Here is a 24,276-nt window from a genome sequence, read left to right as displayed (position 1 = left end):
AGAACCCATTCGAACAGTGCTGCTTTCACCGGTCCGTCCGGAGTACGTGCACGAGAAGGACGTCCTCCAGCCGCCGCAGCGGGACGGCCGGGTCCTCCGCCGCCAGGATCACCCCTGGTCCCCGCCATCAGCAGCAGCCGGTCCCCCTCCGGATCCGCCAGGAGCGCCGACACGGCACGCCCCTCGTCGACCCCCTCGGGTGAGGTGTCGAGTCCCAGCAGCGCCGACGTGCGCTCTCAGCCTGTTCGACGTCAGCGGCGGAGACTCGACCGTTCAGCTCGACCGGGCCACCGTCGGCCTCGAACAGGCCGCCACCCTGGTCACCGCCATGGGGGTCAACGTGGTATGAAACGGCCCCTTGCGCCGCGTGGTGCCGTGGAGTGGGCTGTGCTCCATGAAGATGCGAAATCTCGCGGCAGTGACCGCTGCCCTGGTCGTCGTCCCTCTCTTGACGGCGGGTGCGCCGGGGCAGCGTGCGGAAGCCTCCGAATCGGGTGCCGCCGCTTCGTCGCCGCCCGTCGACGCGCCACTCGTCCACGGAGTCGACCTCGACACGGTGACGATCCCCGAGTTGCAGGCGCGCATGAAGCGCGGGTCGCTGACCTCGTCTGCGCTGACCCGGGCGTATCTGCGGCGGATCAAGGCCGTCGACCCTCGGATCAACGCGGTGCTGCGCACCAGCCCGACGGCCCTGCGACAGGCCGCTGCCAGCGACGTCAGGCATCGTCGCGGCACCGTCCGTGGCCCGCTGGACGGCATTCCCGTCCTGCTCAAGGACAACGTGAACACCCGCGACATGCCCACGACCGCCGGGTCACTGGCGCTGGCCGGTGACCCACCGGACACGGACGCGGTCCTGGTCGAGAGGCTGCGGGCGGCGGGCGCGGTGATCCTCGGCAAGGCCAACATGTCCGAATGGGCCAACTTCCGCGCGGCGCAGCCGACATCGGGGTGGTCGGCGGTGGGCGGGCAGACGAACAACCCGTACGTCCTGGACCGGAATCCCTGCGGATCCTCCTCCGGCTCGGCCGCCGCACTCGCCGCGTCCCTGGCCCAGGTGGCGATCGGCACCGAGACGGACGGCTCCATCGTGTGCCCGGCCGGGATGAACGGGGTGGTCGGCCACAAACCCACCCTCGGGCTGGTCAGCCAGTCCGGTGTCGTGCCGATCTCCGCCGAGCAGGACACGGCCGGCCCCATGGCCCGCAACGTGGTCGACACGGCGCTCACCCTCTCGGTACTCAGTGGCCGTCACACCGTGCGCGCCGGCAGCGCCCTCGGCCTCGCCGAGGCGGGCACGCGTCCCGGCTCTCTGCGCGGCAAACGGATCGGCCTGTGGCGGCTTCCCTCGCTCGGCACGGAGGTGGACGCCCTGATGACCCGCACGGCGGCACGACTGCGGGCCTCGGGTGCCCGAGTCGTCGAAGTGGCCCCGCCGTACCAGGAGCGCCTCGCCGAGCTCGAGTTCCCGGCGCTGCTGAGCGAGTTCCACCGGGACATCGACGCCTACCTCGCCACCCGCGGCGGGCCCCAGAACCTCGCCGAGCTGATCGAGTTCAACCGCACCCACCCGGCCGAGCAGACCTGTTTCGCCGGTCAGGAACTGTTCGAGCAGGCGCTGGCGGCGCCTGCCACCACCGATCCCGCATACCGGGCGATGCGCGCCGAGTTGACGGATCTCTCCCAACGGTCCATCGACGAGACCATGGCCGACCATGACCTGGACGCCATCGCCTCCCCGGCGAACCCACCCGCATGGACGACCGACTGCGCGCGGGGCGACAACGACGTGATCCCGTCCTCCACCCCGGCGGCCGTCGCCGGGTACCCGTCGCTGTCCGTGCCCGCCGGGTCCGTGGGCGAACTGCCGGTCGGCCTGCTCCTGATGGCCGGCGACCACCAGGACGCCGAACTGCTGTCCCTGGGGGCAGCGGTCGAGCACCTGCTGGACGCCTGGCGAGCGCCCCGGTACCTGCCTACGTCGCCGTCCGGCGCGTCCCGTTCGAACGGTCGCTGACCGTACCGGCCGCGGGACTTCGGCCGGGTCGGCACGCGCTCCGCCGAGCGCGTGCCGACCCGGCGTCGGTCATCCGGCCGCGCAGGCGCCGAGGTCTTCCCAGACTCCCCACTCACCGGTGGTGCCGGGCTCCTCGCCCGTCACCCACCATTTGGCGCGCCAGTTGTGCCCGTCGAAGGAGACGGTGTCGCCACCGTTGTAGACGTTCCCGGCGTTCCACGCCGCCGCGGCGCAGTCGCCCGGTTCACCGTCACCGCCGCCGTCACCGCCGCCGTCACCTCCGCCGTCACCTCCGCCGTCACCTCCGCCACCGATGTTGACGTCGATGCAGGAGTAGAAGGCGTTGCCGGTGTCCGCCACGTTCCAGACGGCGAGCACCTTCTGACGGCCGGTGAGGCCGCCGAAGTCCACCTGGTGACTGACGTCCGGGGCGGGCTGTGCGCCGTGGCCGTCGAACTCGGCGATCTTCTGGTTCCCGATGAAGTACTGCCAGGTGTCGGTGGCGTGGCGTGCCGTGTGGTGCCAGGTGAAGGTGTGCGTCGCGCCGACCGGTGTGACCCGCCAGCCCAGGCTGTCGTCGTCGAGTTCGGCGAACTGGCTGTTGCCGCCGCTGCAGCTGTTCAGGCCCTTCGGCCCTTCGACGCTCTGCGGCTCGTACTTGATCTGGCCGCAGTCGACGACACCCGCGGCGCACTGGTCCTGCCGGCTTCCGGGCGAGGTCACCCAACCGTGGGCATTCGCCGTGCTCGCCGGCAGGCTGACGGCGAGCAGGGGGGCGACCAGCGCTCCCACCGCGAGAGCCACCCGTCTTTTCGTGTTCATGCCATGCCCTCTCTTCCATTACGTCCATGCCGCCGCCTGCCCCGCGGGGCTTGCCGTCACCGGCGCGAAAGGCGCCGGCGACCGAGGACGGAGGCCGGTATAGGTCTAGACCTAGTAGCACTAGGTCTAGACCATAGTCATGGACGGGATTCGGTCAAGGGCTTGCGCAAAGTGAACAGGCGAGCGCGGGTGCCGACTTCGGGCCACAGGCCGATCCCGCGTCCCCCTTCGGCGGCCAGTCCCCCGAGGTCGCCCACGAGAGAGGAGCACCGCCGATGGAAGCGCTGGAAAGAAGCCGTGAGCACGTGATCGGACTCTTCCGCATCGTCATAGGACTGCTGTTCGCCTGCCACGGAGCCGCGACCCTGTTCGACGTGCTGGGTGGTCCGCGCGGAGCCGGGCCCGGGTTCGCCGAGTGGCCCGGCTGGTGGGCCGCGGCCGTCCAACTGCTCGGCGGCGCGCTGGTGCTGTGCGGTCTCGGGGCCCGGGCCGCTGCGGTCCTGTGCTCCGGGTCCATGGCGTACGCCTACTTCACCGAGCACCAGGCCGACGCGCTCTTTCCCATCGAGAACGGCGGCGAACCGGCAGCCATGTTCTGCTGGTCCTTCCTTCTCATCGCCGCCATCGGCCCGGGCCGGTGGACACTCACCCCCCTTCTCCGCCTCCGGCGACGGGTCGATGCCCGGCGGATCGGGACGCCGTCACTTCACCGAGAGGCGGGCGCTCCGTAGACGCCCATCTCGTGGATCGAATAGCCCCAGGTGGTCTTTCGTTCGACACCCCGCACGCGGACGTACCGCACCGCATCCGTGGCGGTGAGCCGGACGACGTCGTTGCCGCAGGCGTCCGGGCGCTGTGTGGAGGCCGTGGTCCAGTTCGCGCCGTCCGGGGAGGTCTGGACGGTGTACTCCCTCGCGCACGCGCTCTCCCATGCGACGGTCACCGCAGCGACCGTCGCCGGGGCGGTGAGCTCCACCTGCACCCACTCGTCGTCCGAGTATCCCGAGGCCCAGCGGGTGCCCGTCAACCCGTCGTTGACGTGCCGAGGGGCCAGGCGGTCGAGGTTCTGCTCCACGCTGGACGCGGACGCCGTCCCCTCGAGGGCCAGGTTCTCGCCGCCTCCCCCCGTGTCCCACAACCGCAGCCGGACATCGGCCTGTACGAGGAAGGAGTCGAGTACTCCGTCGCCGACCTTGGGCCGGACCTTGCCCCAGGAGTTGCGCGGGGGGTCCACCCGTACGGCCCGGGCCTGCCGCTGGAGTTCGTTGGATTCGGCCAGCAGCCGGTCCGACGCCTCCTTGTCCCCGGTCCGGCGCTCCGTGAGGGCGTCGAGCATCCTCACCATCGCCTTGCCCCACAGCTCGGTGCCGTCCAGCCAGTCAGCGGCGTCAACGGTGAACCCCTCCTCCACCGCGCCGCCGCGGATGGTGGCCGGGGCTCGCTCGACGGCCCTCGCGTAGGCACGCAGTGACGCGACGGCCGCGGCGCGGTCCCCGTCGTCCCATGACGTCCAGAACTCCGTCACCCGGCGGGCGAGTTCGGGTGCCTGGGGCTGCCAGGGCGTGGCGCCGAAGGTCGGGGCCAGGTGCTGGAGGTCGCCGAAGACGAGCAGGGCCTCGGTGGCCTCGCGGTCGCCGCCCGCGAGGTAGGCCATGGCACGGGGCCAGTTCCTCCGCGCGTCGTAGGCGCCGTCGTTCCAGGTGAAGTCCGCGGCGCCGAAGACGGCTACCTTGCTGGCGTACGGCTGGTTCATCGGGTTGGCCACGATGCCGGAGAGGTGCGCGGACAGGCCCGCCTCACGCTTGTCGTAGGGCGCGAGCAGCAGCCGGCCGCTGGTGTTGCCGAAGTCGTTGACCGGGTAGTTGTCCCATACGAAGACCTTGCGTCCGAAGAGCTCCGACGCCTTGCCCGCCTCCTCGTTGGTGATCTTCGGGGGCACGACGGCGGTACCGGTCCACATCACCTCGACCGCGGGGTCCAGGGTGTCCCGCAGGGTCTTTTTGTAGGCGGTGTCGGTGAGGTCACCGTACTCGGTGGGCACCATCTGCAACGGTTGGGCGCCTTCGTGCGTGGCGACGAAGTCGCGCTGGACGTCGTTGAGCAGATCGACCTGTGCCCGCGCGGCCGCTTCCCGGCCGGGGTCGCCGAACGCCTCCCGGTCGCCCTCGCAGTTCCACCGGGTGTAGCTGATGTCGTCGAGCGGGACGGAGAACGCGCGGGTGCCCAGGTCGTACAGCGCCTGGAGTTTGGCCTTGAGGGCCTTGCGGTCGGCGGGGTCGGAGTAGCAGATCGACTCCCCGGGGGAGACCGCGAAGGTGAAGCGCACGTGGTTGGCGGTGGCCCGCCGCACGAGCTCGCCCAGTTCGGTGAGCTTGTCCGCCGGGTAGGGTGCGCGCCACTTGCCCCGGTGGTACGGGTCGTCCTTGGGCGCGTAGATGTAGGTGTTCGCCTTGACGTCTCCGTAGAAGTCCATCTGGTCGAGGCGCTCGGCGTGCGTCCACGGCTGCCCGTAGAAGCCCTCGATGGTGCCGCGCAGCGGCATCGAGGGGAAGTCACTCACCCGTACGCCCGCGACCCTCCAGGCCTTGCCGCCGGCGCGGACGAACAGCTGACGCAGGGTCTGCACCGCGTAGAACTGCCCGGCCGCGTCCTCGCCGCCGAGGGTGACCTCCGCGCCCGGCCGGGCTCCCTCGACGCGCAGGGCGTAGCCCTCGTCGCGGGCGGGCGTCCGGGTGTCCCCGAGTGCCGCGGCGATGTCGGGGCGCGTGGCCTGGCCGAGTCGTACGGTGAGCAGGCCGGCGGCGGCACCGGGGACCTCTTCGGGGGCGACGATGTCGACCCGGTCGGCGCCGTGCGCTTTCAGTTCCCGGACGAGACGGTCGCGGGCACCGGCGTCCGTACCCTCGTCGGCCACGACGAGCACGCGGCCGGTCACCACGGCGTCCCGCCCCTCGCGGGCGAGGGTCTGCGGGGTCGGTGACACCGGTGGCAGCGGGGACGCCGCCGCGTGCTCGGCCGCGTCGGTGATGGCGGCATCGGTCATGGCGGTATCCGCCACGGCGATGGCCGGTAGCGCCTCGAGCATCATGGTGCTTGCGATTGCGAAGCAGAGACCGGCTGCTACTGCGGCTTTCGCGCATCTTGCCATGAGACCTCCAAGCATGGTCTGGACCATTACTTTCCCTTGCCCCGACGATGATGAAGGATGGGAGCGGGCAGAGGTAAGACGTATGGGGTCTAGACCTCTCGCCCGGTCACCTTTACTCTGGCCAACGCCGCCGACCCAACCGGTGCCGTGCTGGCGCGGACGATCAACGCGGGTTCGACGGACGCGGGTTCCGGCGTCGCGCCCGGGTCCGTGATGTGCCGCAGCAGGTGGGCGACCGCGAGGGTCCCCATCTCGGTGAAGGGCTGGGCCACCGTGGTCAGCGAGGGCGAGCAGTACTCGGCCAGCGCGATGTCGTCCACCCCCACCACGGAGATGTCCTGTGGCACCCGTCGGCCGAGTTCGTGCAGGGCGCGGATCACCCCGAAGGCCATCTCGTCGCTCGCCACGAACACCGCGGTGACGTCGGGGATCTTGCCCAGGATCAGCCCGTTGCGATACCCGGAGGCCGGTGTCCAGTCGCCCTCCAGCACCGGCGGCACGGACAGTCCTGCCGCCTGAAGGGTGTCGCGCCAGCCGACGCGGCGGCTGGCGGCGTCGAGCCACTCCTGGGGCCCCGCGACGTGCCAGACGGTCTCGTGGCCCAGTTCGATCAGGTGACGTGTCGCCAGTCGTGCCGCCAGGGTCTGGTCGACGGCGACGACCTCGGTGGCCGAGGTCCTCGATCCGTCGACGGCGACGGTCGGCACCGACCGGGTGAGCTGCTCGATCCTCGGACTCACATGGACCAGCGGCACCGAGAGGACGACTCCCTCGACACCCTGCTCCGCCAACCGGGACAGCGCCCCCTCGATCGCCGCGGTGTCCAGCGACGCGGTGGTCGCGGTGCTGACCGCGTACCCGGCCTCGCGTGCCGCGGCCTCGATGCCGAACGTCAGGTTCGTGCGCGAGTAGAAGTTGGTCTGCAGCGTCACGACCCCGATCGTCCGGCTGCGCCCCGACGACAGCACACGCGCCGCGTTGTTCTTGCGGTAGCCGAGCTGTTCGACGGCGGCCAGCACCTTGGCGCGGGTCCTCTGCTGGACGTTGGGGTGGCCGGCCAGGGTCCGGGACACCGTCTGGGCGGAGACCCCGGCGAGCCGGGCCACGTCGGCCATGCCGGGTTGCCGCGCGACGCCGTCGTCGGCCGTACGCCTGCTCACGGGCCTCTTGCCGGCACCCGGTGTTTCCGATGACATCGCTCGCCTCTCCGGAGACGACGAGGCCCCGGCCACGCCGTCGCAGATGGTGGTCTCCGCTCGGCAGTCTAGTCGCGTAGGGTCATTGGCAGCGATAACATCGTCCGCCATGGTCCCCGCCAGTGCAGAGGTCCGGGCCGTTCGGTTCTGTGCGCAGAGCCGTGGCCGACGCAGCGAGGCGGAATGGCAAATGGAGGGCAGCGATAACATCGTGGCCCGGCCCAGTGCTCGACCCCCCGCCCGGTGGCGGCGCTCCGGCCCGTGACGGTCCCGCGCCGCCTCCGCCTTGACGTGCGTCGACGGCATCCGGCATCCCGCGGAGGTCAGTCGAACGTCTCGACGTACTCCTCGCACGGTCCGAGGTCCGGCCGGTCGTGCAGGGTGATCCGCTCGCCGAGGCGTTCCAGTTCCAGCACGGTCAGGGTGTTGTCGCCGGGCCGCAGCAGGGGGCCGGGCAGATAGAGCGTGGTCTGGGGCCCGATCTCCCAGTAGCGGCCCAGCAGGGTGCCGTTGACCCAGAGGAATCCCTTGCCGAATCCCGGCAGGGCGACGAAGGTGTCCGCGGGCTCGTCCACGGACAGTGTGGCGGTGGCGAAGCCCGCCCTGCCGTCCGGCGGGGCCGCCGCCGCGGCGCGGGCGGTGTCCTGCCGCGTCCACTCGTCGAGCGGCAGCGGTCGGATCGTCCAGCCGTGCACCAGTCGGCGTTCCACCCGCACCCCGCCGAGGATGCCCTTGCCCTGGCCTAGCAGGGGGCCGTAGTTGATCCGCCCCTGGTTCTCCACCAGCAGCGCCAGCCGGACCCGTGCTCCGGTGCCGGCGGCGGTGAACGAGGCACTCTCGCGGTCCAGTACGGCGGCGGGTGTGCCGTCGACGAAGACCTGGGCGCGGTCGTGCAGACCCGTGACGGTCACCTCGTGGTCCCCCGGCGGCAGCAGCGGCTCGGCCTCGTAGAGCGCCATGCCGGAGGCGAGGGAGAGTTCCTCGAAGCTGAGCGGCAGCGGTGCGTGCACCGGTTCGGCCGCCGCGCGCAGCGCGTCCAGCAGGGCCGCGTGCCGGGTGACCGGGAGTTCACGGGGTGCCAGCAGCGGCGGATCCGCGGGCAGCGGGCGCTCGGCACGCTCGGCTCCGGCGCCGTCCAGGGCTGCCAGCTTTTCCCTCAGGGCGTGGAACTTCGGTGTCAGGGCGCCGTGCTCGGCGATGGGGGCGTCCGAGTCGTAGCTGGTGACGGTCGGCCGGATCCCGCCGCCGTCGTGGTTGGCGCCCGCCCACAGGCCGAAGTTGGTGCCGCCGTGCGCCATGTAGAGGCTCACGGAGCCGCCCTCGTCGAGGATCTCGCCGACGGTCTCGGCCGCGTTCCGCGCCGACCTGATGTGGTGCTTCTCGCCCCAGTGGTCGAACCAGCCGTTCCAGAACTCGGCGCAGAAGAAGGGCTCCCCGGGCCGGCGCGAGCGCAGCAGCTCCGCGGCCCGGTCGGGCCGTGAGCCGAAGGTCGCCGCGGCCAGTTCGCCGGGCAGGGCACCGCCGTCCTGCATCAGCGGGGTCGGCCCGTCCGCCGTGTAGAGCAGTTCGGTGACTCCCCGCGCGACGAGGGCGTCACGCACGTGGCGGACGTAGCCGTGGTCGTCGCCGTAGCTGCCGTACTCGTTCTCGATCTGTACGGCCACGACCGGCCCGCCTCGGCCGGCCTGGAGCTCCGCGACGCGCGGGATCAGCTCGTCGAACCAGCGGTCCACCGCTTCCAGGAAGGGGCCGTGGGAGGTGCGCAACCGCATGCCGGGCGTGCCGGTCAGCCATGCGGGCAGTCCTCCGTTGTCCCACTCGGCGCAGATGTAGGGGCCGGGCCGCACGACGACGTCCAGCCCTTCCTCCTGGGCGAGCCGGGCGAACCGGGCCAGGTCACGCGGGCCGTCGAAGCGGATGTCGCCCTCGGCACGCTCGTGGAAGTTCCACGGGACGTAGGTGTCCACCGTGTTCAGGCCGAGGGCGGCCAGCCGCCGGAGCCGGTCGGCCCACTGCTCGGGACGGACCCGGAAGTAGTGCAGCGAGCCCGCCAGGACGCGGTGCGGGCGCCCGGCCCGCAGAAGGGCGCCGTCGCCGTACGTCAGGGTGGCGGGAAGGGACGTGCTCACGTGACGGCTCCAACGGTCGGAAGGGGGCGAGGGCATAGGAGGACACCAGCGGTCGGAAGGTGGAACTATGGCAGAGAATGTTATCGATGCCAATCCACTCTGGTTCCGTTTCCGCAAGCCAGTGGCTGCTGCCTCACTGCGCTCTCCCGATGAGAGCGATGCCATCAGCTCCTCAGCTCCTCCAGGGCGCCGCCTCCTCCAGTTGCGCCGCCAGGGCCAGTAGGACTCCCTCTCCGCCCAGGCGCGCGGCGAACTGGACGCCGAGCGGCAGACCGTTCGCACGGTCGCGGCCTAAGGGGACGGACATCGCCGGCATCCCCGTGACGTTGTGGACGCTGGTGAAGGCGGCGTAGACGGGGGCGTGCCGGTAGACCGACTCCGGGTGGGCCGTGTCGAGCGTGCCGAGCGGCGGGGTGGGCTGCGCAAGGGTCGGGCTGAGCAGCACGTCGAACTCGCGGAAGGCGTCGCCCACCTCCCAGCCGATCTCCTGGGCCCGGCGCAGCGCCCGGCTGACGTCGGCCGCGGGAAGGACCCGGTAGTGCTCGTACAGGACGCGGGTGAACGGCTCGACGTCGTCGTCGGCCAAGGGCCTGCCGAGGTGCGCGAGCCGGGCTTCGAGCTGGGCGACGAGGTCGGCGCCCATCAGGACGCCCGAGGTACGGCCCACGTCGGCGGGGTGGTAGCGGGCGGTTGTCTCGACGACCTCGTGGCCGAGCCGCTCGCAGAGCAGGGCGGCGGCGCGTGCCGCCCCGGCGCACTCCGGGTGCACCTGTGGGCCCTCGGGCAGTTCGGTCAGCAGGCCGATCCGCAGCCGGCCCGGGTCGCGGCGGGCCAGTTCGGCGAAGGGTGCGGCCTGCTCCGGGGCGGCATAGGCGTCGCCGGGCAGCGGGCCGGCGACGACGTCCAGGAGCAGTGCGCTGTCCCGGACGGTCGTGGTGACGGCGTGGTGTGCGGAGACGAGGCCCGACAGGGTGGTGGGCCGGGGCGCGGGCGAGACGCGGCCCCGGCTGGGTTTGAGTCCGAACAGTCCGCAGGCCGCCGCCGGGATGCGGATGGAACCGCCGCCGTCGCTGGCATGTGCGACCGGGACCATTCCGGCCGCCACCGCCGCCGCCGAGCCGCCGCTGGAGCCGCCGGGCGAGTGCGCGCCGCTCCACGGGTTGCGGGTGGGGCCGAAGAGCGCCGGTTCGGTGGAGGCGTTGAGGCCCAGTTCGGGAGTGTTGGTGGTGCCGAGGACGACCGCGCCGGCCCGCCGGTAGCGGGCCACCAGTTCGCTGTCGCGCCGGGCCACGACGTCCGCGAACAGGCGACTGCCGCCCGTCGCGGGCAGGCCCTCGACCTCGGTGCCGAGGTCCTTGACGAGCAGCGGTACGCCGTGCAGCGGACCGTCGGGCAGGCCCGCGGCCACCTCGGCGAGGGCGGCCTCGAACCGGGTGTGGACGACCGCGTTGAGGCCGGGGTCGAGCTTCTCGATGCGGGCGATCGCCTGTTCGGTGACGGTACGGGCGTCGGTCTCGCCGTTCCCGACGGCGGCCGCGGTGGCGACCGCGTCGGGGCGCCTCACACCGGCGGCGGGGCTCTTCACGTCACCGTCGGGGCCCTTCACGCCACGTACCCCGCGGGCTTGCCCCAGGTGTCGCGGCGGGTGGTGCCGCGGTCGACCAGGACGCAGCGGGTGCCGGTGAAGTTGGTCGGCATGCACTTGTTGCAGTGGATGCACAGCGACGGCGTGCCGGCGTCGTCCCGCAGGCGGTTGACCAGGTCGGGCTCCCGCAGCAGGGACCGCGCCATGGCCACGAACTCGAAGCCCTCCCGCATCGCGAGGTCCATGACGGGCTTGTCGGTGATGCCGCCGAGCAGGATCATCGGCAGCTTCACGGCGGCGCGGATCTGTCGGGCGTCCTCGAGGAGGTAGGCGTCCCGGTACGGGTAGCTGCGCAGGAACCGCTTGCCGACCGTCTGCACGCCGAGTTTGATCGGCTGCGGCATGATCGCGGCGAACTCCTTGAGCGGGGCCTCGCCCTTGAAGAGGTACATCGGGTTGAGCAGGGAGCTGCCGGCGGTCATCTCCAGGGCGTCGACGGTGCCGTCCTGTTCGAGCCACTGCGTCACGGGGATGGCCTCGTCGAGCCAGAAGCCGCCGGGCACACCGTCGTCCATGTTCATCTTCGCGATGACCGCGATGCGGTCGCCGACCGCGTCGCGGACGGCCCGCATGATCTCCCGGGCGAACCGGGCCCGGTTCTCCAGGCTGCCGCCGTAGGCGTCGGTGCGGTGGTTGACCCGGGGGCTGAGGAAGGAGCTGGCCAGGTAGTTGTGGCCCAGGTGCACCTCGACGGCGTCGAAGCCGGCCTCGATGGCACGGCGCGCGGCCTCGGCATGGGCCTCGGTGATGCGCCGGATGTCGGCGAGGGACGCCTCCTGGGCCCAGCTGACGGTGGTGGCGTGGAAGTGCCTGGACGGCGAGAGGGCGGGCGCACCGTTGCCCTTGGGGTTGGCGACGGGGCCGCCGTGGCCGATCTGCGCGGAGATCGCGGCGCCCTCGGCGTGCACGGCGTCGGTGAGGACGCGCATGCCCGGCATCGCCTCGTCGGTCCAGTGGATCTGGTGGCGGTCGGTGCGCCCCTCCTTGGCGACCGCGCAGTAGGCGACGGTCGTCAGGCCGACGCCGCCCCGGGCGTAGGCGACGTGGAAGTCGACGAGGTCCTTGGTGACCAGGGACTTGTGGCTGAGCCCCTCGTAGGTGGCGGCCTTGATGACGCGGTTGCGCAGCTCGACGGGGCCCAGCTTTGCGGGGGCCAGGACGTCGGGGGCCTTGGGGGCGTCGGAGGTGCGGGGGGCGTCGGGGTTGGGGGGTGTCTCGCTGGTGGTCATGGGCGGTTCCTCCTCGGTTCGGCGTGGTGGCAGGCGATCCGGTGGCCGGGGCGGATCTCCCGCGGGGCGGGTTCCTCGGCGGCGCACCGTTCGGTGGCCAGCGGGCAGCGGGTGCGGAAGCGGCAGCCCGAGGGCGGGTTCAGGGGTGAGGGCAGCTCGGCGGCCGCACCGGGACCGTCGTCGGTGGCGGTGACGGCGGCGGCCTCGGCGGTGCCCAGCTGAGCCTCGGGAAGGGAGGCGAGCAGCAGCCGGGTGTAGGGGTGCGCGGCCTCGTGCTGCATGCCGTCGGAGGGCAGCACCTCGCAGACCTTGCCGAGGTACATGACCATGACGCGGTCGCTGATGTTCTTCACCACGGACACGTCGTGGGCGATGAAGACCATGCTCAGCGCGCGTCGGCGGGTCGTCGTCTGAAGGAGGTTGAGGATCTGCGCCTGCACGGAAACGTCCAGGCTGGAGACGGGTTCGTCGCAGATCAGCACCTCGGGGTCGAGCATGAGGGCGCGGGCGATGCAGACCCGCTGGCACTGGCCGCCGGAGAGTTCGTGCGGCCGGCGGTCCCGTACGGTCGCGGGGTCGAGGCCGACGTCACGCAGGGCGGCGTCGACGCGGTCGTCCTTGGCGCGCGTGTCGCTCCCGGCGCCCCAGATCGAGGGGCCCTCCCACACCAGGTCCCTGACCCGGCGGCGCGGGTTCAGGGCGGAGACCGGGTCCTGCATGATGATCTGCATTCGGGCGCGGGCCCGGCGCAGTTCCCCGGGGGCGAGGCCGGTGAGGGTGACGTCGCCGAGGCGGACGGTGCCCGAGTCGGGAGGCGGCAGCTGGATCAGGGAGCGGCCGACGGTGGACTTGCCGCAGCCCGACTCGCCCAGGATGCCCAAAGTTTCACCGGCCGCGACCTCCAATGTGACGCCGGAGACGGCGTGCACCTTCTGCCCGCGTCCGGCCGGGAACTCCACGACGAGGTCCTCGGCCGTCAGCGCGGGCCGGCGCCGGTCCGGTGCGCCGGGGGCGTCTCGGGTGGTGGTCATACGGTGGCCTCCTCGGCGGCGCCCAGCGGGTGGTGGCAGGCGACAACGCCGCCTGCGTCGCGGTCACCGGCGTGTCCGGTGAGGTCGGGGGCGTCGGTGGCGCAGCGGTCGGTCGCCGCGTCGCAGCGCGGGGCGAACCGGCATCCGGGGGGCGGGTGCAGCAGGTTGGGCGGGCGGCCCTCGATGGCGGGCAGCAGCGTGTGCGGGGGCTGGTCCAGGCGAGGGATCGACGCGATGAGGGCGCTGCTGTAGGGGTGGCGGGGGCGGTCGAAGACGGCGGCGGTGTCCGCGTACTCGACGAGGCGGCCCGCGTACATGACCGCGACGCGGTCGGTGCGGCCGGCGACGGTGGCGAGGTCGTGGCTGATGAGGACGGTCGCCATGCGCAGGTCCTCGGCGAGCGAGCGCAGCAGGTCCAGGATTTGCTTCTGCACCGTGACGTCGAGCGCGGTGGTGGGTTCGTCGGCGATGAGCAGGCGCGGGCCGCAGGCAAGGGCCATGGCGATGACGACGCGCTGGCGCATGCCGCCGGACAGTTCGTGCGGGTACTGGCCGGCGCGCCGGGACGGCTCGGGGATGCCGACCTGGCGGAGCAGGTCGACGGCTCGGTCCCGCGCCTCGGCGCGGCTCAGGCCGAGATGGAGCCGGAGGCTCTCGGTGAGATGGGTGCCGACCCTTTTCACCGGGTTCAGGGAGGTCATCGGGTCCTGGAAGACCATGGCGACGTCGGTGCCCCACAGGGCCCGCCGTCCGGCGGGGGTGAGTGCGTGGACGTCCTTGCCGCCGATCAGGACGGTGCCGGAGACGGTGGTGCCGGGACCGTCGGTGATCAGGCCCATGAGGGTGCGGCCGAGCACGGACTTGCCCGACCCCGACTCGCCGACGATGCCGAGAGTCTCGCCCTCGGACAGGGTGAGGGAGACGCCGTCGACGGCCTGCACCGGGCCGCGCGGGGTGTGGAAGGCGGTGCGTACGTCGGTGGCGCTCAGCAGCGGAGGTGCGCCGGTGCCGGGGCCGGGCGCCGGCGGGGTGGTCACGGTCTCCCGCTCCGCGCTCACGGTCTCTCGCCGGGGGCCGGCGGATCCTCGCTCCGAGCTCACGGTTTCGAGCTCCGGGCTCACGGTCTCTCGCTCCGGGGTCACAGTTTCACGCTCCGGGAGTCCCAGCGTCCGCGAGCCTTCTCGCCGACGATGTTGAAGGCGAACACGGTCAGGAAGAGGAAGGCACCGGGCACGAGCACGATGTGCGGGTGATCCTCGAAGACCTGGCCCTCGCCCTCGGCGATCATGTTTCCCCAGGTCGGTTCCGGCGGCTGGATGCCCAGTCCGAGGAAGCTGAGGGAGGCCTCGGCGACGATGAGCACCGAGATCATCACGACGGCCAGCGACAGCACGGGCAGCAGCACGTTGGGCAGCAGTTCGCGCAGGAGGATGCGGGAGCGGGTGGCGCCCATGGCGCGGGCGGCGACGACGAACTCCCGGTTGGCGTAGGCCATGGTGGTGGCACGGGCCAGGCGGACCATGCCCGGGATGGTGAGCAGCGCCAGTGAGAAGGCGACGTTGCGCAGGTGCGGCTGGAGCACGGTGGCCAGGGCGATGAGCAGGATGAGCGGGGGCACGGCGAGCAGCGAGTTGGTCGCGATGCCCACCGCCCGGTCGACGCTTTTCTGGAAGTAGCCGGCGACCATGCCGATCGCGCCGCCGACCACGGTGCCGAGGGCGACCGCGGACAGGGAGATGAGCAGCGAGGAGCGGGCGCCGTACAGGGATCTGGCGAGCAGGTCGAGGCCGAAGGCGTTGGTGCCCAGCGGGTGGGTGCCGGTGAACGTCGGCGTGGCGAAGACGGGGGCCGCGACGGTGCTCGCGACGTCCCGGTCCTCGGCCAGCGGCAGCCACGGCGCGCAGAGGATGGCGAGGCCGAGCAGCAGCAGCCAGCCCGCGCCGAACCAGAAGACCACGTCGAAGCCGGGCCCCGCCCACAGTTTGCCGAGCCGGGAGGCGCCGGCGAGCAGCATGCCGAGACCGAGCAGCGCGACGGCGGCCTTGGCGGGTGTGACCAGTTGGGGCGTGGTCGCGCCGAACACCAGCAGGACGAGGCCGGCGACGGTCAGGGTCACGGCGGTGAGCAGGGGCGGCGGGAAGGCGGTCCGCGTGCGCGGGGCGATGTCAGACATGGACACGTCGCGTCCTCGGGTCGAGGTAGCCGTAGGAGAGGTCGATACCGGCGTTGATCACCACGTAGATCACGGCGATGGTGAGCACGGCGCCCTGGACCATCGGGTAGTCGCCCTGGCCGGCGGCGTTGACGATGAGCGTTCCCATGCCGGGCAGCGAGAAGAGGTACTCGACGACGACGGTGGAGCCGATCAGTCGGCCGAGGCTGAGGCCGAGCAGGGTGACCAGGGAGAAAGAGGAGGGGCGCAGGGCGTCGGTGAACAGGATTCGCAGTGGGCCCATGCCCTTGGCGCGGGCGGCGAGGATGTAGTCCTCGCGCAGGGTGACGATGAGGTCGCCGCGCAGCACCCGGGTGAACATGGCGAGTTCGGCGAGAGCGACGGTCAGGGCGGGCAGGAAGGCGTGGTGCAGGTTGCCCAGCAGGTCGCCGTCACCGATCCGTACCCATTCGGAACGCGGGAACCAGCCTGCCGAGTTGACCAGGACGAGGATCAGCAGCAGTCCGGCCAGGAAGCTGGGCACGGACAGCACACCGAAGGTGCCGGCGCCGATGATCCGGTCGGCGGCCGAGCCCTCCCGGTACGCCGACCACATGGCCAGCGGCACCGCGATCAGCAGGGCGATGAGCAGGCCCAGTGCCGCGATCTCGAGGCTGACGGGCAACGCGGACAGCACCCGGTCCATGACGTCGCTCTGCGGTGGTACGACGGACCGGCCGAGGTCGCCGGTGAGGGCGCCGCCCAGCCAGTCGAGGTAGCGGGTGACCAGAGGCTCGTCGAGGCCGAGTTCGGTGCGGAGTGCGGCGTACTCGGCGGGTGCCCGGCCGGCCCCGAGAATGTCGACCGCTGGGTCGCCGGGCATCAGGACCACCAGGGAGAACACCCCGATGCTCGCGATGAACAGCACGCCGACGAGTTCCAGCACCCGAAGGGCCAGTCGGCACAGCGCGGCGGGACTCATGGTTCCTCCAGATCTGCCCGGCGTGGCCGGGCCGGGGGCCGCGGGGGTCACTGGCTGATCCAGGCCTCGCCGAAGAGGGCCATGTACTCGTCGGTCGGCACGATGCCGTGCACGTTCTCGCCCCAGGCGGTGAAGGCGGCGCTGGCACCGAGGTTGACGACCGGGACGTCCTCGTTGAACAGCGTCTGGATGTCGTCGAGGATCCGCTGGGTCTCCGCCTCGTCGGCGGCGCCCTGCAGTTCCACGAGCAGCTGATCCATCCTCGGGTTGGCGTAGCCGCCGGGGTTGCCGTAGCTCGTGGAGTTCAGGACGCTCTGCAGGCGGTGGTAGGGGTCGCTCTCGGAGACGCTCGCCGCGCCGCGGCTGATGTCGAAGTCGTGCTCCACGTAGGTCTTGGCGACCCGGTCGGCTATGGAGGAGACCATGTCCAGTTCGACCTTGAATCCGACCCGCTCCAGCATCGCCTTGGTGACGACGGCCTTGGCCCGGGAGACGGGGTCGGTGCCGTCCATGTAGGTGAGGGTTCCGTCGTAGCCGTCCTTCTTGGCGTCGGCGAGGAGCTTCTCGGCCTGGTCGAGGTCGATGCCGACCGGCTTCACGTCGGAGTGCCAGCGCGACTCGGGCGGGAAGATCTCCTGGCCGGGCAGGCCCTTGCCGTCGTAGGCGCGTTCGGTGTCGAGGGCGGGGTCGAGGGCCAGGGCCATTGCCTTGCGGACCCGGAGGTCCGCGCCGGGCCGGCCGTCGCGGGTGTTGATGGTGACCATGTTGCCGAGGCCGGTCAGGGTCAGTTCGCCGGGGTGCCCCTCCTTGACGGCCTCGTCGACGACGTCGGGGCCGCGCATGTACACCACGTCGGCCGTGCCGTCGCCCAGTGCCTCGAGCTTGGCGCGGTCGGACTGCGGCCAGGTGAAGCGGAGCGCGTCGAGGTGGGGCTCGCCCTTCCAGTAGTTCTTGTTCGCCTTGAGGACCATTTCCTCCTGGGGGGCGTGCTTGCCCAGGGTGAAGGCGCCGGCCCCGATCGGCTTGAACGTCTTTCCGGCGTACGCGGCGGGCGCCACGATCATGCCGGGTGCCTGGGCGAGCATGGCGGGGAAGGTGGCCCAGGAGTTGCGGAGGGTGAAGACGACGGTGGAGTCGTCGGGGGCTTCCATCTTCGCGAGGTTCGGGGCGAGCAGGGCCGTGTCGGCACCCTTGTTCTCCTGGTACCACTCGATGCTCGCGATGACGGCCTTCGCGTCGAGCGGGGTCCCGTCGGAGAACTCGACGCCGTCGCGGAGTTTCAGGGTCCAGGTCTTGGCGTCGTCGGCGGAGCGCAGGGATTCGGCCAGCCACGGTTCGTACTTCTGGGCGGCGGTGTCATAACGCATCAGCATGTCGTAGACGGCGGCGAGCGCGGAGCCGCCGGAGGCGCCCGTGGCGTAGGTGACGGCGGGGCTGAGGCTGCGGGCCTCGGCGTAGTCCGCGAAGTGCAGGGTGCCACCGCGGACCGGCTTTCCCCCGTCGGGCTGCTCGCCGACACTCCCGAAGGTGTAGCGGCCGCGCTCGGCCTTCTGCTGCTCGCCGCCGCCGGCGTCCCCGTCGTCGGGCGAGACGCACGCGGAGGTGAGCATCGCCGCGGCGGCCAGGGCTGCGGCGAGGCGGGCTCGCGCCCATGGTGCTCGCTTCATGTGTTCCTCCAGATGTCCGGTGACTGGCGGGGAGCGGGAGCCGTGGGGTGGGCGAGGGTTGGTCCGGGGCCGGGTGCGGTGGGGGGACGCCGGGAGAGGGACGCTCGGTGGGGACGCCGGGTGGGGGCAGCCCCGGTGGGGACGCCGGGTGGGGGACGCTACGGCCGACGAAATCCGGCCGACGTGACGCATCCCACTCACCGGGAGCCCGGAGGGGCGGTTCCCGCGCGGGTGGGGCGACCCTTCGGGGTCCGTCCGTGCCGTGACACGGTGTCCCAGTGACCGGAACCGGCCGGGCGGCGATGCCCCGTCCGAGGCCGACACTGACCCCGACCGCGATCCCAGTGGAGTTCCCGACGCACCAGGAGTCCCCGATGCCCAGCGAAACGGATCATCGCTCCGCCGCCCTTGCCCGCGTGTCCGCGCTCACCGGTCCGGGCGGTCCGTTCGAGCTTGCCGACGACGACGTGCTGGGCACCCGGCTGCCGGTGTTCACCCACCGGCAGCGGGCCCTGCACGAGGTGCTGCACGCGTCCGTCGCGCACGCCGACCGCGACTACATCGTCACCGCGGACCGCCGCATCACCTTCACCCAGCACGCCGCCCAGGTCGCCTCGCTGGCGCGGGTGCTGCGCGAGCAGTACGGCGTCGCCAAGGGAGACCGGGTGGCCATCGCCGCCGCCAACTCCCCCGAGTGGATCCAGACCTTCTGGGCCACGGTGTCGATCGGTGCGGTGGCCGTCGGGTTCAACGGGTGGTGGTCGGCGCGCGAGATGGCCCACGGGGTCGACAACGCGGAGCCGTCGCTGGTGGTGGCCGACGCGAGGCAGTCGGCGAAGCTGGCCGACTGCGCGGTGCCGGTGCTGTCCCTGGAGGAGGACGTACGCCGCTTCCTCACGGCCCATCCCGACGCGCCGCTGCCGTCGGCCGACGTCGCCGAGGACGACCCTGCCGTCATCCTCTACACGTCGGGCACCTCGGGCCGCCCCAAGGGTGCCGTGCACACCCATCGCAACCTGCTGGCCGTCGTGGAGTACCACCGGTTGAACGACGCCCTGCTGCGGGAGTTCGGCGACCCGTTGGCCGCCGAGAACCGCGTCTACCTGCTCACCCTGCCGCTGTTCCACATCGCGAGCCTGCACAATCTCGCCGTGCCACGACTGGCCACGGGCAGCCGGATCGCCCTGCACCAGGGGGCGTTCGACGTCGACGCGGTGCTGGGCATGGTCGAGCGGGAACGCGTCACCAACTGGGGTGCGGTGCCCACGATGGCGCACCGGCTGCTCGAACACGGCAGGGCCGACCAGTACGACACGTCGTCACTGACCGCGTTCGCGCTGGCATCGGCGCCGTCGTCGACGCAGTTCAAGGAGCGACTGCGGCGGGAGCTGCCGTTCGCGAAGGACTCACTCGTGGACAGCTACGGGCTGACCGAGTCCTGCACCGCCATCGCCGCCGCGAACCCACAGGAGCTGGCGGCGGCCCCCGGCACCCTCGGCCGGCCCGTGACCGGTGTCCGGCTGGAGATCCGCGATCCCGCCGGCGAGGTCCTCGGCGAGGGCGAGGAGGGGGAGGTGTGGGTGCGGAGCATGTACAACATGCTGGGCTACTGGCGTGATCCCGAGGCCACCGGGAACAGCATCGGCGCGGACCGCTGGCTGCGCACCGGAGACCTGGGATGCCTGCGTGAGGGCCGGCTGTTCCTCGTCAGCCGCCGGTCGGATCTGATCATCCGGGGCGGTGAGAACATCTACCCCGCCGAGGTCGAGACGGTGCTCGTCGAGCATCCGGACGTCGCGGAGTGCCTGGTCCTGGGTGTGCCGCATGCCGACCTCGGCCAGGAGGTGGCCGCCGTCGTGGTGCTCCGGCCGGGTTCCACCGTGACCGAGGAGGCGCTGCGGGAGTACGCGGCGAACGAGCTGGCCTATTTCAAGGTGCCGAGGCGCTGGCGGCTGACCACCGACGGGCTGCCGCGCAACGCGACCGGCAAGGTGATCCGGCACTCGGTGCGGGTCTGAGCCCGGACCACACAGGGGTGCCCCGGCCGCCGTTCACGGCCGGGGCACCACTGTGTGGTCCGGGAGTACCGGGAGTACCAGGAGTACCCGGTGCCCCTGGGGGGCCGTGCGGGCGCTCAGAAGTCCTCCGGTCCGCGCAGGGTCGTCTCGGCGCCTCCGTCGACGTAGAGCACCTGTCCGGTGATGTGAGTGTTGTCGTCGGAGGCCAGGAACAGGACGGCCCGTGCGACGTCCTCCGGCTGGAGATAGCCGTTCAGCGGCATCGGGACCGCTGTGTCCATGACCTTCTTCATCTCCGGATCGTCGAAGAGGCCGGCGCTCATCGGGGTGAGTACGATGCCGGGCGCGACCACGTTCACGGGGATGCCGGCGTCGGCCCAGCCTTCGGCGACCGCGATGCGCCGGGCCCACTGTGCGAGCGCCGCCTTGGACGAGGGGTAGAGCTGCCGTGCGCGGCCGTCGGCGACGGCTCGCCCGGCGTGCGCCAGGGCTTTGTCCTCGTCGTCGGCCAGACAGGCGGCGACGACGTCCGGGTCGGTGGGCCGGGTCCCGGAGATCGAGCCGATGACGACGGCCCGGGGCCGCGGGGCGGCGGCGAGCGCCGGGCGCAGCGCCGTCACGAACCCGGTGGTGCCGAAGTAGTTGACGGTCACCATCGCCGTTCCCGGTACGGAGGTGCCGGCGCAGGTGACGACCGCGTCCACCACACCGCCGGCGGCCTCGCTCGCCGCCGCGGCGGCAGCGGCACGGCCGTCCGGGGTGGACAGGTCGGCGTCGACCTCGCCGCCGCGCAGATCGACTCCGATCACCCGGTCGCCCCGGGCCCGGAGCAGGACGGTGAGGGCGGAACCGATCCCGGAGCCGGATCCGGTGACGACGACGTTGCGTGGCATGGGGTACTCCTCAGGTCGGCCGGTGATCCTCGCGCACGGTAGTCACCCCGCCGCCGGTGGAGCCCGTCCACTCCCGGTGACCGGGCTCGGCGAGCAGGAGGCGGCAGGCCAGCCTGACGCCGTCCTGCGCCGCCTCGGGCGAGGAGCGCTCGTACAGGACGGTGGTGAGCAGGCCGTACCAGGCCTGCTGCAGGATGCGGACCACGCGACGGTCCCGCTCGGTGGGGTCGGTGACCCCTGCCGTACGCAGCATCAGGTCGCCGAGGATCTCGTCCGTACGGCGGACCGGGCCGCTGTCGCCGACGGGTGCGACGTTGTTGGAGTGCATCATCGCGAGGGCCAGCAGCGGCTGTTCGAAGAGCTGCCCGCTCGCCCCGGTGAGCAGGTCGGTCACGGCTTCCACCCGCCCGGTGCCCGGCGGGGGCGCCGGAGTGCCGGCGTCGAGGCGGAGTATCTGAGCGCGCATGACGGCGGCGAACAGGTGTGTCTTGGAGGGGAAGTAACGGTACAGGGTGGCGATCGCGACGCCGGACTCCCTGGCCACGTCGTGCATCTGCATCCGTTCGAAGCCGTGCTTGGCGCCGAGGCGCGCCGCGGACCGCAGGATCCGGGCGTGGCGCTGGCGCTGCTTGGCCGAGGTGGGGCGCGCGGGGGTTCTCTCGCCGGTCGTTCGGGGCACGGTCAGGGCTTCCTTCCGCCGGCCGCCGATGTTTTCGCGTGCCGCGCGGGCTCGGTGCGCCGTGTTCCGGTCAGTGGGACCGGGCCGCACCCGACTCGGGGCCCGGACTTGGATGGCCTCTCCCCTTCCGTCCGGCCCTGTGTCCCGTCTTGTGTCCCGCCCTGCGTCCCGCCCTGCGTCCCGCCCTGCGTCCCGTCCTGCGTCCCGCCCTGCGTCCCGTCCTGTCGCGTCGCATCCGAGAGAGGTGCCCCCATGCGGATCGGCATCACCAGTCCCGTCGTCACGGCCGTGCCCGGCGTCCACTCCCCTTGGGAGCGCGGCGCCGGAATCGAGGAGCTGGGGGCGGTCGCCGAGGCCGCCGACCGCCTCGGTTTCCATCATCTGACCTGCTCGGAACATGTGGCGGTGCCCGCCGATGTCGCCGAACAACGAGGCGGGACCTACTGGGACCCGCTCGCCACCTTCGGATACCTCGCCGCCCGCACCCGGCACATCCGGTTCGCCACCCAGGTCCTGGTGCTCGGCTACCACCACCCGCTGGCCGTCGCGAAGCGCTACGGCACGCTGGACCGGATCTCGGGCGGGCGGCTCGTCCTGGGGCTCGGCGTCGGCAGTCTGGAGGAGGAGTTCCAGCTGCTCGGCGCGGCTTTCGAGGGGCGCGGCGCGGTCGCCGACGACGCCCTCGCCGCGCTGCGGGCCTCGCTGTCCCGGCGTGAACCCGCCCATCACGGCGAGCACTTCGACTACGCGGGGTTCGTGGTGGAGCCGCACGCGGTGCAGGAGCGGGTACCGCTGTGGATCGGCGGCCGTACACCGCGTTCGCTGCGCCGGGCGGTGGCGCACGGCGACGGCTGGGTGCCGTTCGGGCTGCCGTTGGACCGGCTGCGTGAGATGGTCGGCGCCGCCTCGCTGCCGGAGGGCTTCGAGGTGGTGCTGAGCGCGGGCCGCCCGCTCGACCCGTCCGGTGACTCGGACGGTACGGCGAAGGCACTGCGCGGGGTGTCCGAGGCGGGCGCCACCCTGGTCAGCGTGTCACTGGCCGCCGAGTCCGCGGGCCACTACCTGGAGCAGTTGGAGGCGCTGACCCGGATCGCCGACGCCGTGGCGGCCGAGGAGGGAGCGGCATGAGCGAGGACCGTATGGCGGCCCTCGAGACCCGGCTGCGGCGTCTGGAGGACGAACGGGACATCGCCCGGATGATGGCCTCCTACGGGCCGCTGGTCGACGGCGGGGACGCGGACGGTGTCGCCGCGCTGTGGACCTCCGACGGTGTCTACGACATCGACGAGCTCTTCCTGGCGGGCCGGGAACAGATCGGTGGGATGGTGCGGTCCGCCGCGCACCAGGGCTGGATCCGGCAGGGCTGCGCGCATGTCGTGGGGCCGCCGCACATCACGGTCGACGGTGACGAGGCGGTCGCGGTGTGCCATTCGCTGATGGTGGTGCACGAGGAGGGCCGGTACGTGGTGCGCCGGGCCACCGCCAACCACTGGCGGCTGCGCCGTGCGGACTCCGGCTCCGGTACCGGCTCCGGTTGGCAGGTGGTCAAGCGGACGAACCGGATCCTGGACGGCCGGCGGGAGTCGCCCGCGCTGCTGGCCGGCGGGGTACGCGGAGAACCGGCGGAGGGCTGAGTGGTCGCACGGCGGGGGTGGTGGCGGGTCGTCACCACCCCCGCCGCACGCGTCAGCGCGCGCCGTACACCGGCTGCGGGGCCTCGGACGCGGCGAGCAGCTTCGCCGCCGTCTCCCCGGCCTCCGCCGGGCTCCGGCGTGCGCCCTTGTCGGCGGTGGGGCCGGGTCGCCAGCCCTCCATGACGGTGATCCGTCCGGCCTCCGCTTCGAAGACCCGTCCGGTGACCCCGGCCGAGGCCGCGGAGCCGAGCCACACGACGAGTGGGGAGACGTTCTCGGGGGCCATCGCGTCGAAGCCGCCCTCGCCGGGCGCCGCCATGGTCTCGGCGAAGGCCTCCTCGGTCATGCGGGTGCGCGCGGCCGGTGCGATCGCGTTGACCTGGACCCCGTAGCGGCCCATCTCGGCGGCGGCGACCAGGGTGAGTCCGACGATGCCCGCCTTGGCCGCGGCGTAGTTGCCCTGGCCGACGCTGCCCAGCAGACCCGCGCCCGAGCCGGTGTTGACCACTCGTGCCTCCGGGACGCGGCCCGCCTTGGCCTCGGCGCGCCAGTGCGCCGCCGCGTGCCTGAGCGGCAGGAAGTGGCCCTTGAGGTGGACGCGCATCACCGCGTCCCAGTCGTCCTCGTCCAGGTTGACGAGCATCCGGTCACGCAGGAACCCGGCGTTGTTGACGAGGGTGTCGAGCCGGCCGAAGGAGTCGAGCGCCGTGGCGACGAGGGAGGCCGCGCCGTCGGCGGTGGCGACGTCACCACCGTGCGCGACCGCCTCGCCACCGGCCGCGCGGATCTCCTCGACGACCTGCTGTGCGGGGCCGCTGCCGGCTCCCGAGCCGTCGAGTCCCACGCCGAGGTCGTTGACGACGACTTTCGCGCCCTCGGCGGCGAACGCGAGGGCGTGTGCGCGGCCGAGTCCACGGCCGGCGCCGGTGACGGCGACGACACGGCCGGCGCACAGGGCGGTCGGTGAGGTCATGACGGTGTCCTACCTTTCAAGGGTGGTTGCTCTGGTCATTCGTAAGATCGGAGGGCCCGGG

General features: G+C 72.1%; 19 protein-coding genes. 5 read left to right on the top strand and 14 right to left on the bottom strand.

Annotated elements, in window-relative coordinates; all coding sequences use genetic code 11:
• Positions 1-394: 394 nt before the first annotated feature.
• On the top strand, positions 395-2,017 hold the full coding sequence (locus ABEA26_RS25710; protein ID WP_345595720.1) for an amidase family protein: 1,623 nt from the start codon (positions 395-397) through the stop codon (positions 2,015-2,017).
• A gap of 69 nt (positions 2,018-2,086) precedes the next feature.
• On the opposite strand, the gene ABEA26_RS25705 is transcribed toward ABEA26_RS25710, so the two are convergent.
• Positions 2,087-2,839 carry a lytic polysaccharide monooxygenase gene (locus tag ABEA26_RS25705; RefSeq protein WP_345595719.1) on the bottom strand — a complete coding sequence of 251 codons (753 nt, stop codon included), beginning with the start codon at positions 2,837-2,839 and terminating at the stop codon, positions 2,087-2,089.
• A 275-nt stretch (positions 2,840-3,114) separates the two neighbouring features.
• Between ABEA26_RS25705 and ABEA26_RS25700 the strand changes: the two genes are divergently transcribed.
• Positions 3,115-3,570 carry a DoxX family protein gene (locus ABEA26_RS25700; protein WP_345595718.1) on the top strand — a complete coding sequence of 152 codons (456 nt, stop codon included), beginning with the start codon at positions 3,115-3,117 and terminating at the stop codon, positions 3,568-3,570.
• Here ABEA26_RS25700 and ABEA26_RS25695 read toward each other — a convergent pair.
• The 10 genes from ABEA26_RS25695 to ABEA26_RS25650 all read right to left on the bottom strand — a co-directional run bounded on the left by ABEA26_RS25695 (position 3,546) and on the right by ABEA26_RS25650 (position 18,018).
• Positions 3,546-5,882 (bottom strand): glycoside hydrolase family 84 protein, encoded by a 2,337-nt coding sequence (locus ABEA26_RS25695; RefSeq protein WP_345595717.1) that lies wholly within the window; start codon positions 5,880-5,882, stop codon positions 3,546-3,548. The genes ABEA26_RS25700 and ABEA26_RS25695 overlap by 25 nt on opposite strands.
• A gap of 194 nt (positions 5,883-6,076) precedes the next feature.
• Positions 6,077-7,102, bottom strand: a complete 1,026-nt coding sequence (locus tag ABEA26_RS25690) for a LacI family DNA-binding transcriptional regulator (protein ID WP_345595721.1) — start codon at positions 7,100-7,102, stop codon at positions 6,077-6,079.
• 404 nt (positions 7,103-7,506) lie between these two features.
• Positions 7,507-9,348, bottom strand: a complete 1,842-nt coding sequence (locus tag ABEA26_RS25685) for a glycoside hydrolase family 35 protein (RefSeq protein ID WP_345595716.1) — start codon at positions 9,346-9,348, stop codon at positions 7,507-7,509.
• Between the two features lie 136 nt (positions 9,349-9,484).
• Positions 9,485-10,918: an amidase gene (locus ABEA26_RS25680; RefSeq protein ID WP_345595715.1), complete on the bottom strand. Its 1,434-nt coding sequence runs from the start codon at positions 10,916-10,918 to the stop codon at positions 9,485-9,487.
• On the bottom strand, positions 10,915-12,186 hold the full coding sequence (locus ABEA26_RS25675) for an NADH:flavin oxidoreductase (protein WP_345595714.1): 1,272 nt from the start codon (positions 12,184-12,186) through the stop codon (positions 10,915-10,917). The genes ABEA26_RS25680 and ABEA26_RS25675 overlap by 4 nt, the downstream gene beginning before the upstream one ends.
• Positions 12,183-13,217, bottom strand: coding sequence for an oligopeptide/dipeptide ABC transporter ATP-binding protein (locus ABEA26_RS25670; protein WP_345595713.1), 1,035 nt, complete (start codon positions 13,215-13,217; stop codon positions 12,183-12,185). The genes ABEA26_RS25675 and ABEA26_RS25670 overlap by 4 nt, the downstream gene beginning before the upstream one ends.
• Complete coding sequence (locus ABEA26_RS25665; RefSeq protein WP_345595712.1) at positions 13,214-14,254, bottom strand: ABC transporter ATP-binding protein; 1,041 nt, start codon at positions 14,252-14,254, stop codon at positions 13,214-13,216. Before ABEA26_RS25665 ends, ABEA26_RS25670 begins: the two co-directional genes overlap by 4 nt.
• Positions 14,255-14,355: 101 nt before the next feature.
• Entirely contained in the window at positions 14,356-15,390 is a 1,035-nt protein-coding gene (locus tag ABEA26_RS25660; RefSeq protein WP_345595711.1) for an ABC transporter permease, read from the bottom strand.
• Positions 15,383-16,351 (bottom strand): ABC transporter permease, encoded by a 969-nt coding sequence (locus ABEA26_RS25655; protein WP_345595710.1) that lies wholly within the window; start codon positions 16,349-16,351, stop codon positions 15,383-15,385. The genes ABEA26_RS25660 and ABEA26_RS25655 overlap by 8 nt, the downstream gene beginning before the upstream one ends.
• 47 nt (positions 16,352-16,398) lie before the next feature.
• Entirely contained in the window at positions 16,399-18,018 is a 1,620-nt protein-coding gene (locus tag ABEA26_RS25650; protein ID WP_345595709.1) for an ABC transporter substrate-binding protein, read from the bottom strand.
• A gap of 374 nt (positions 18,019-18,392) precedes the next feature.
• On the opposite strand from ABEA26_RS25650, the gene casG reads away from it, so the two are divergent.
• Positions 18,393-20,036 carry a steroid-24-oyl-CoA synthetase gene (casG, locus tag ABEA26_RS25645; protein WP_345595708.1) on the top strand — a complete coding sequence of 548 codons (1,644 nt, stop codon included), beginning with the start codon at positions 18,393-18,395 and terminating at the stop codon, positions 20,034-20,036.
• 116 nt (positions 20,037-20,152) lie between these two features.
• On the opposite strand, the gene ABEA26_RS25640 is transcribed toward casG, so the two are convergent.
• Positions 20,153-20,929, bottom strand: a complete 777-nt coding sequence (locus tag ABEA26_RS25640) for an SDR family oxidoreductase (RefSeq protein WP_345595707.1) — start codon at positions 20,927-20,929, stop codon at positions 20,153-20,155.
• A 10-nt stretch (positions 20,930-20,939) separates the two neighbouring features.
• Positions 20,940-21,608, bottom strand: coding sequence for a TetR/AcrR family transcriptional regulator (locus tag ABEA26_RS25635; protein WP_345595706.1), 669 nt, complete (start codon positions 21,606-21,608; stop codon positions 20,940-20,942).
• A gap of 252 nt (positions 21,609-21,860) precedes the next feature.
• On the opposite strand from ABEA26_RS25635, the gene ABEA26_RS25630 reads away from it, so the two are divergent.
• Both ABEA26_RS25630 and ABEA26_RS25625 read left to right on the top strand, forming a co-directional pair.
• Positions 21,861-22,736: a TIGR03619 family F420-dependent LLM class oxidoreductase gene (locus ABEA26_RS25630; protein ID WP_345595705.1), complete on the top strand. Its 876-nt coding sequence runs from the start codon at positions 21,861-21,863 to the stop codon at positions 22,734-22,736.
• Positions 22,733-23,242 carry a nuclear transport factor 2 family protein gene (locus ABEA26_RS25625; RefSeq protein ID WP_345595704.1) on the top strand — a complete coding sequence of 170 codons (510 nt, stop codon included), beginning with the start codon at positions 22,733-22,735 and terminating at the stop codon, positions 23,240-23,242. The genes ABEA26_RS25630 and ABEA26_RS25625 overlap by 4 nt, the downstream gene beginning before the upstream one ends.
• 52 nt (positions 23,243-23,294) lie before the next feature.
• Here ABEA26_RS25625 and ABEA26_RS25620 read toward each other — a convergent pair whose 3' ends face one another.
• Positions 23,295-24,215 carry an SDR family oxidoreductase gene (locus tag ABEA26_RS25620; RefSeq protein WP_345595703.1) on the bottom strand — a complete coding sequence of 307 codons (921 nt, stop codon included), beginning with the start codon at positions 24,213-24,215 and terminating at the stop codon, positions 23,295-23,297.
• Between the last annotated feature and the right edge of the window lie 61 nt (positions 24,216-24,276).

The organism is Streptomyces marokkonensis (genome assembly GCF_039539045.1).
Taxonomy (GTDB): Bacteria; Actinomycetota; Actinomycetes; order Streptomycetales; family Streptomycetaceae; genus Streptomyces; species Streptomyces marokkonensis.
Note: the sequence above shows the minus strand (reverse complement) of the source record. Positions and strands in the feature narration are given on the sequence as shown.

What these genes read in the sequence shown, in the direction of transcription:
- ABEA26_RS25670 (WP_345595713.1), bottom strand. Translation starts at nt 13,217, where the DNA reads ATGACCACCACCCGAGACGCCCCCGGCGCACCGGACCGGCGCCGGCCC.
- ABEA26_RS25685 (WP_345595716.1), bottom strand. Translation starts at nt 9,348, where the DNA reads ATGCCCTCGCCCCCTTCCGACCGTTGGAGCCGTCACGTGAGCACGTCC.
- ABEA26_RS25705 (WP_345595719.1), bottom strand. Translation starts at nt 2,839, where the DNA reads ATGAACACGAAAAGACGGGTGGCTCTCGCGGTGGGAGCGCTGGTCGCC.
- ABEA26_RS25650 (WP_345595709.1), bottom strand. Translation starts at nt 18,018, where the DNA reads ATGAAGCGAGCACCATGGGCGCGAGCCCGCCTCGCCGCAGCCCTGGCC.
- ABEA26_RS25690 (WP_345595721.1), bottom strand. Translation starts at nt 7,102, where the DNA reads ATGGCCGACGTGGCCCGGCTCGCCGGGGTCTCCGCCCAGACGGTGTCC.
- casG (WP_345595708.1), top strand. Translation starts at nt 18,393, where the DNA reads ATGCCCAGCGAAACGGATCATCGCTCCGCCGCCCTTGCCCGCGTGTCC.
- ABEA26_RS25675 (WP_345595714.1), bottom strand. Translation starts at nt 12,186, where the DNA reads ATGACCACCAGCGAGACACCCCCCAACCCCGACGCCCCCCGCACCTCC.
- ABEA26_RS25700 (WP_345595718.1), top strand. Translation starts at nt 3,115, where the DNA reads ATGGAAGCGCTGGAAAGAAGCCGTGAGCACGTGATCGGACTCTTCCGC.
- ABEA26_RS25660 (WP_345595711.1), bottom strand. Translation starts at nt 15,390, where the DNA reads ATGTCTGACATCGCCCCGCGCACGCGGACCGCCTTCCCGCCGCCCCTG.
- ABEA26_RS25695 (WP_345595717.1), bottom strand. Translation starts at nt 5,882, where the DNA reads ATGACCGATGCCGCCATCACCGACGCGGCCGAGCACGCGGCGGCGTCC.
- ABEA26_RS25640 (WP_345595707.1), bottom strand. Translation starts at nt 20,929, where the DNA reads ATGCCACGCAACGTCGTCGTCACCGGATCCGGCTCCGGGATCGGTTCC.
- ABEA26_RS25620 (WP_345595703.1), bottom strand. Translation starts at nt 24,215, where the DNA reads ATGACCTCACCGACCGCCCTGTGCGCCGGCCGTGTCGTCGCCGTCACC.
- ABEA26_RS25630 (WP_345595705.1), top strand. Translation starts at nt 21,861, where the DNA reads ATGCGGATCGGCATCACCAGTCCCGTCGTCACGGCCGTGCCCGGCGTC.
- ABEA26_RS25655 (WP_345595710.1), bottom strand. Translation starts at nt 16,351, where the DNA reads ATGAGTCCCGCCGCGCTGTGCCGACTGGCCCTTCGGGTGCTGGAACTC.
- ABEA26_RS25710 (WP_345595720.1), top strand. Translation starts at nt 395, where the DNA reads ATGAAGATGCGAAATCTCGCGGCAGTGACCGCTGCCCTGGTCGTCGTC.
- ABEA26_RS25625 (WP_345595704.1), top strand. Translation starts at nt 22,733, where the DNA reads ATGAGCGAGGACCGTATGGCGGCCCTCGAGACCCGGCTGCGGCGTCTG.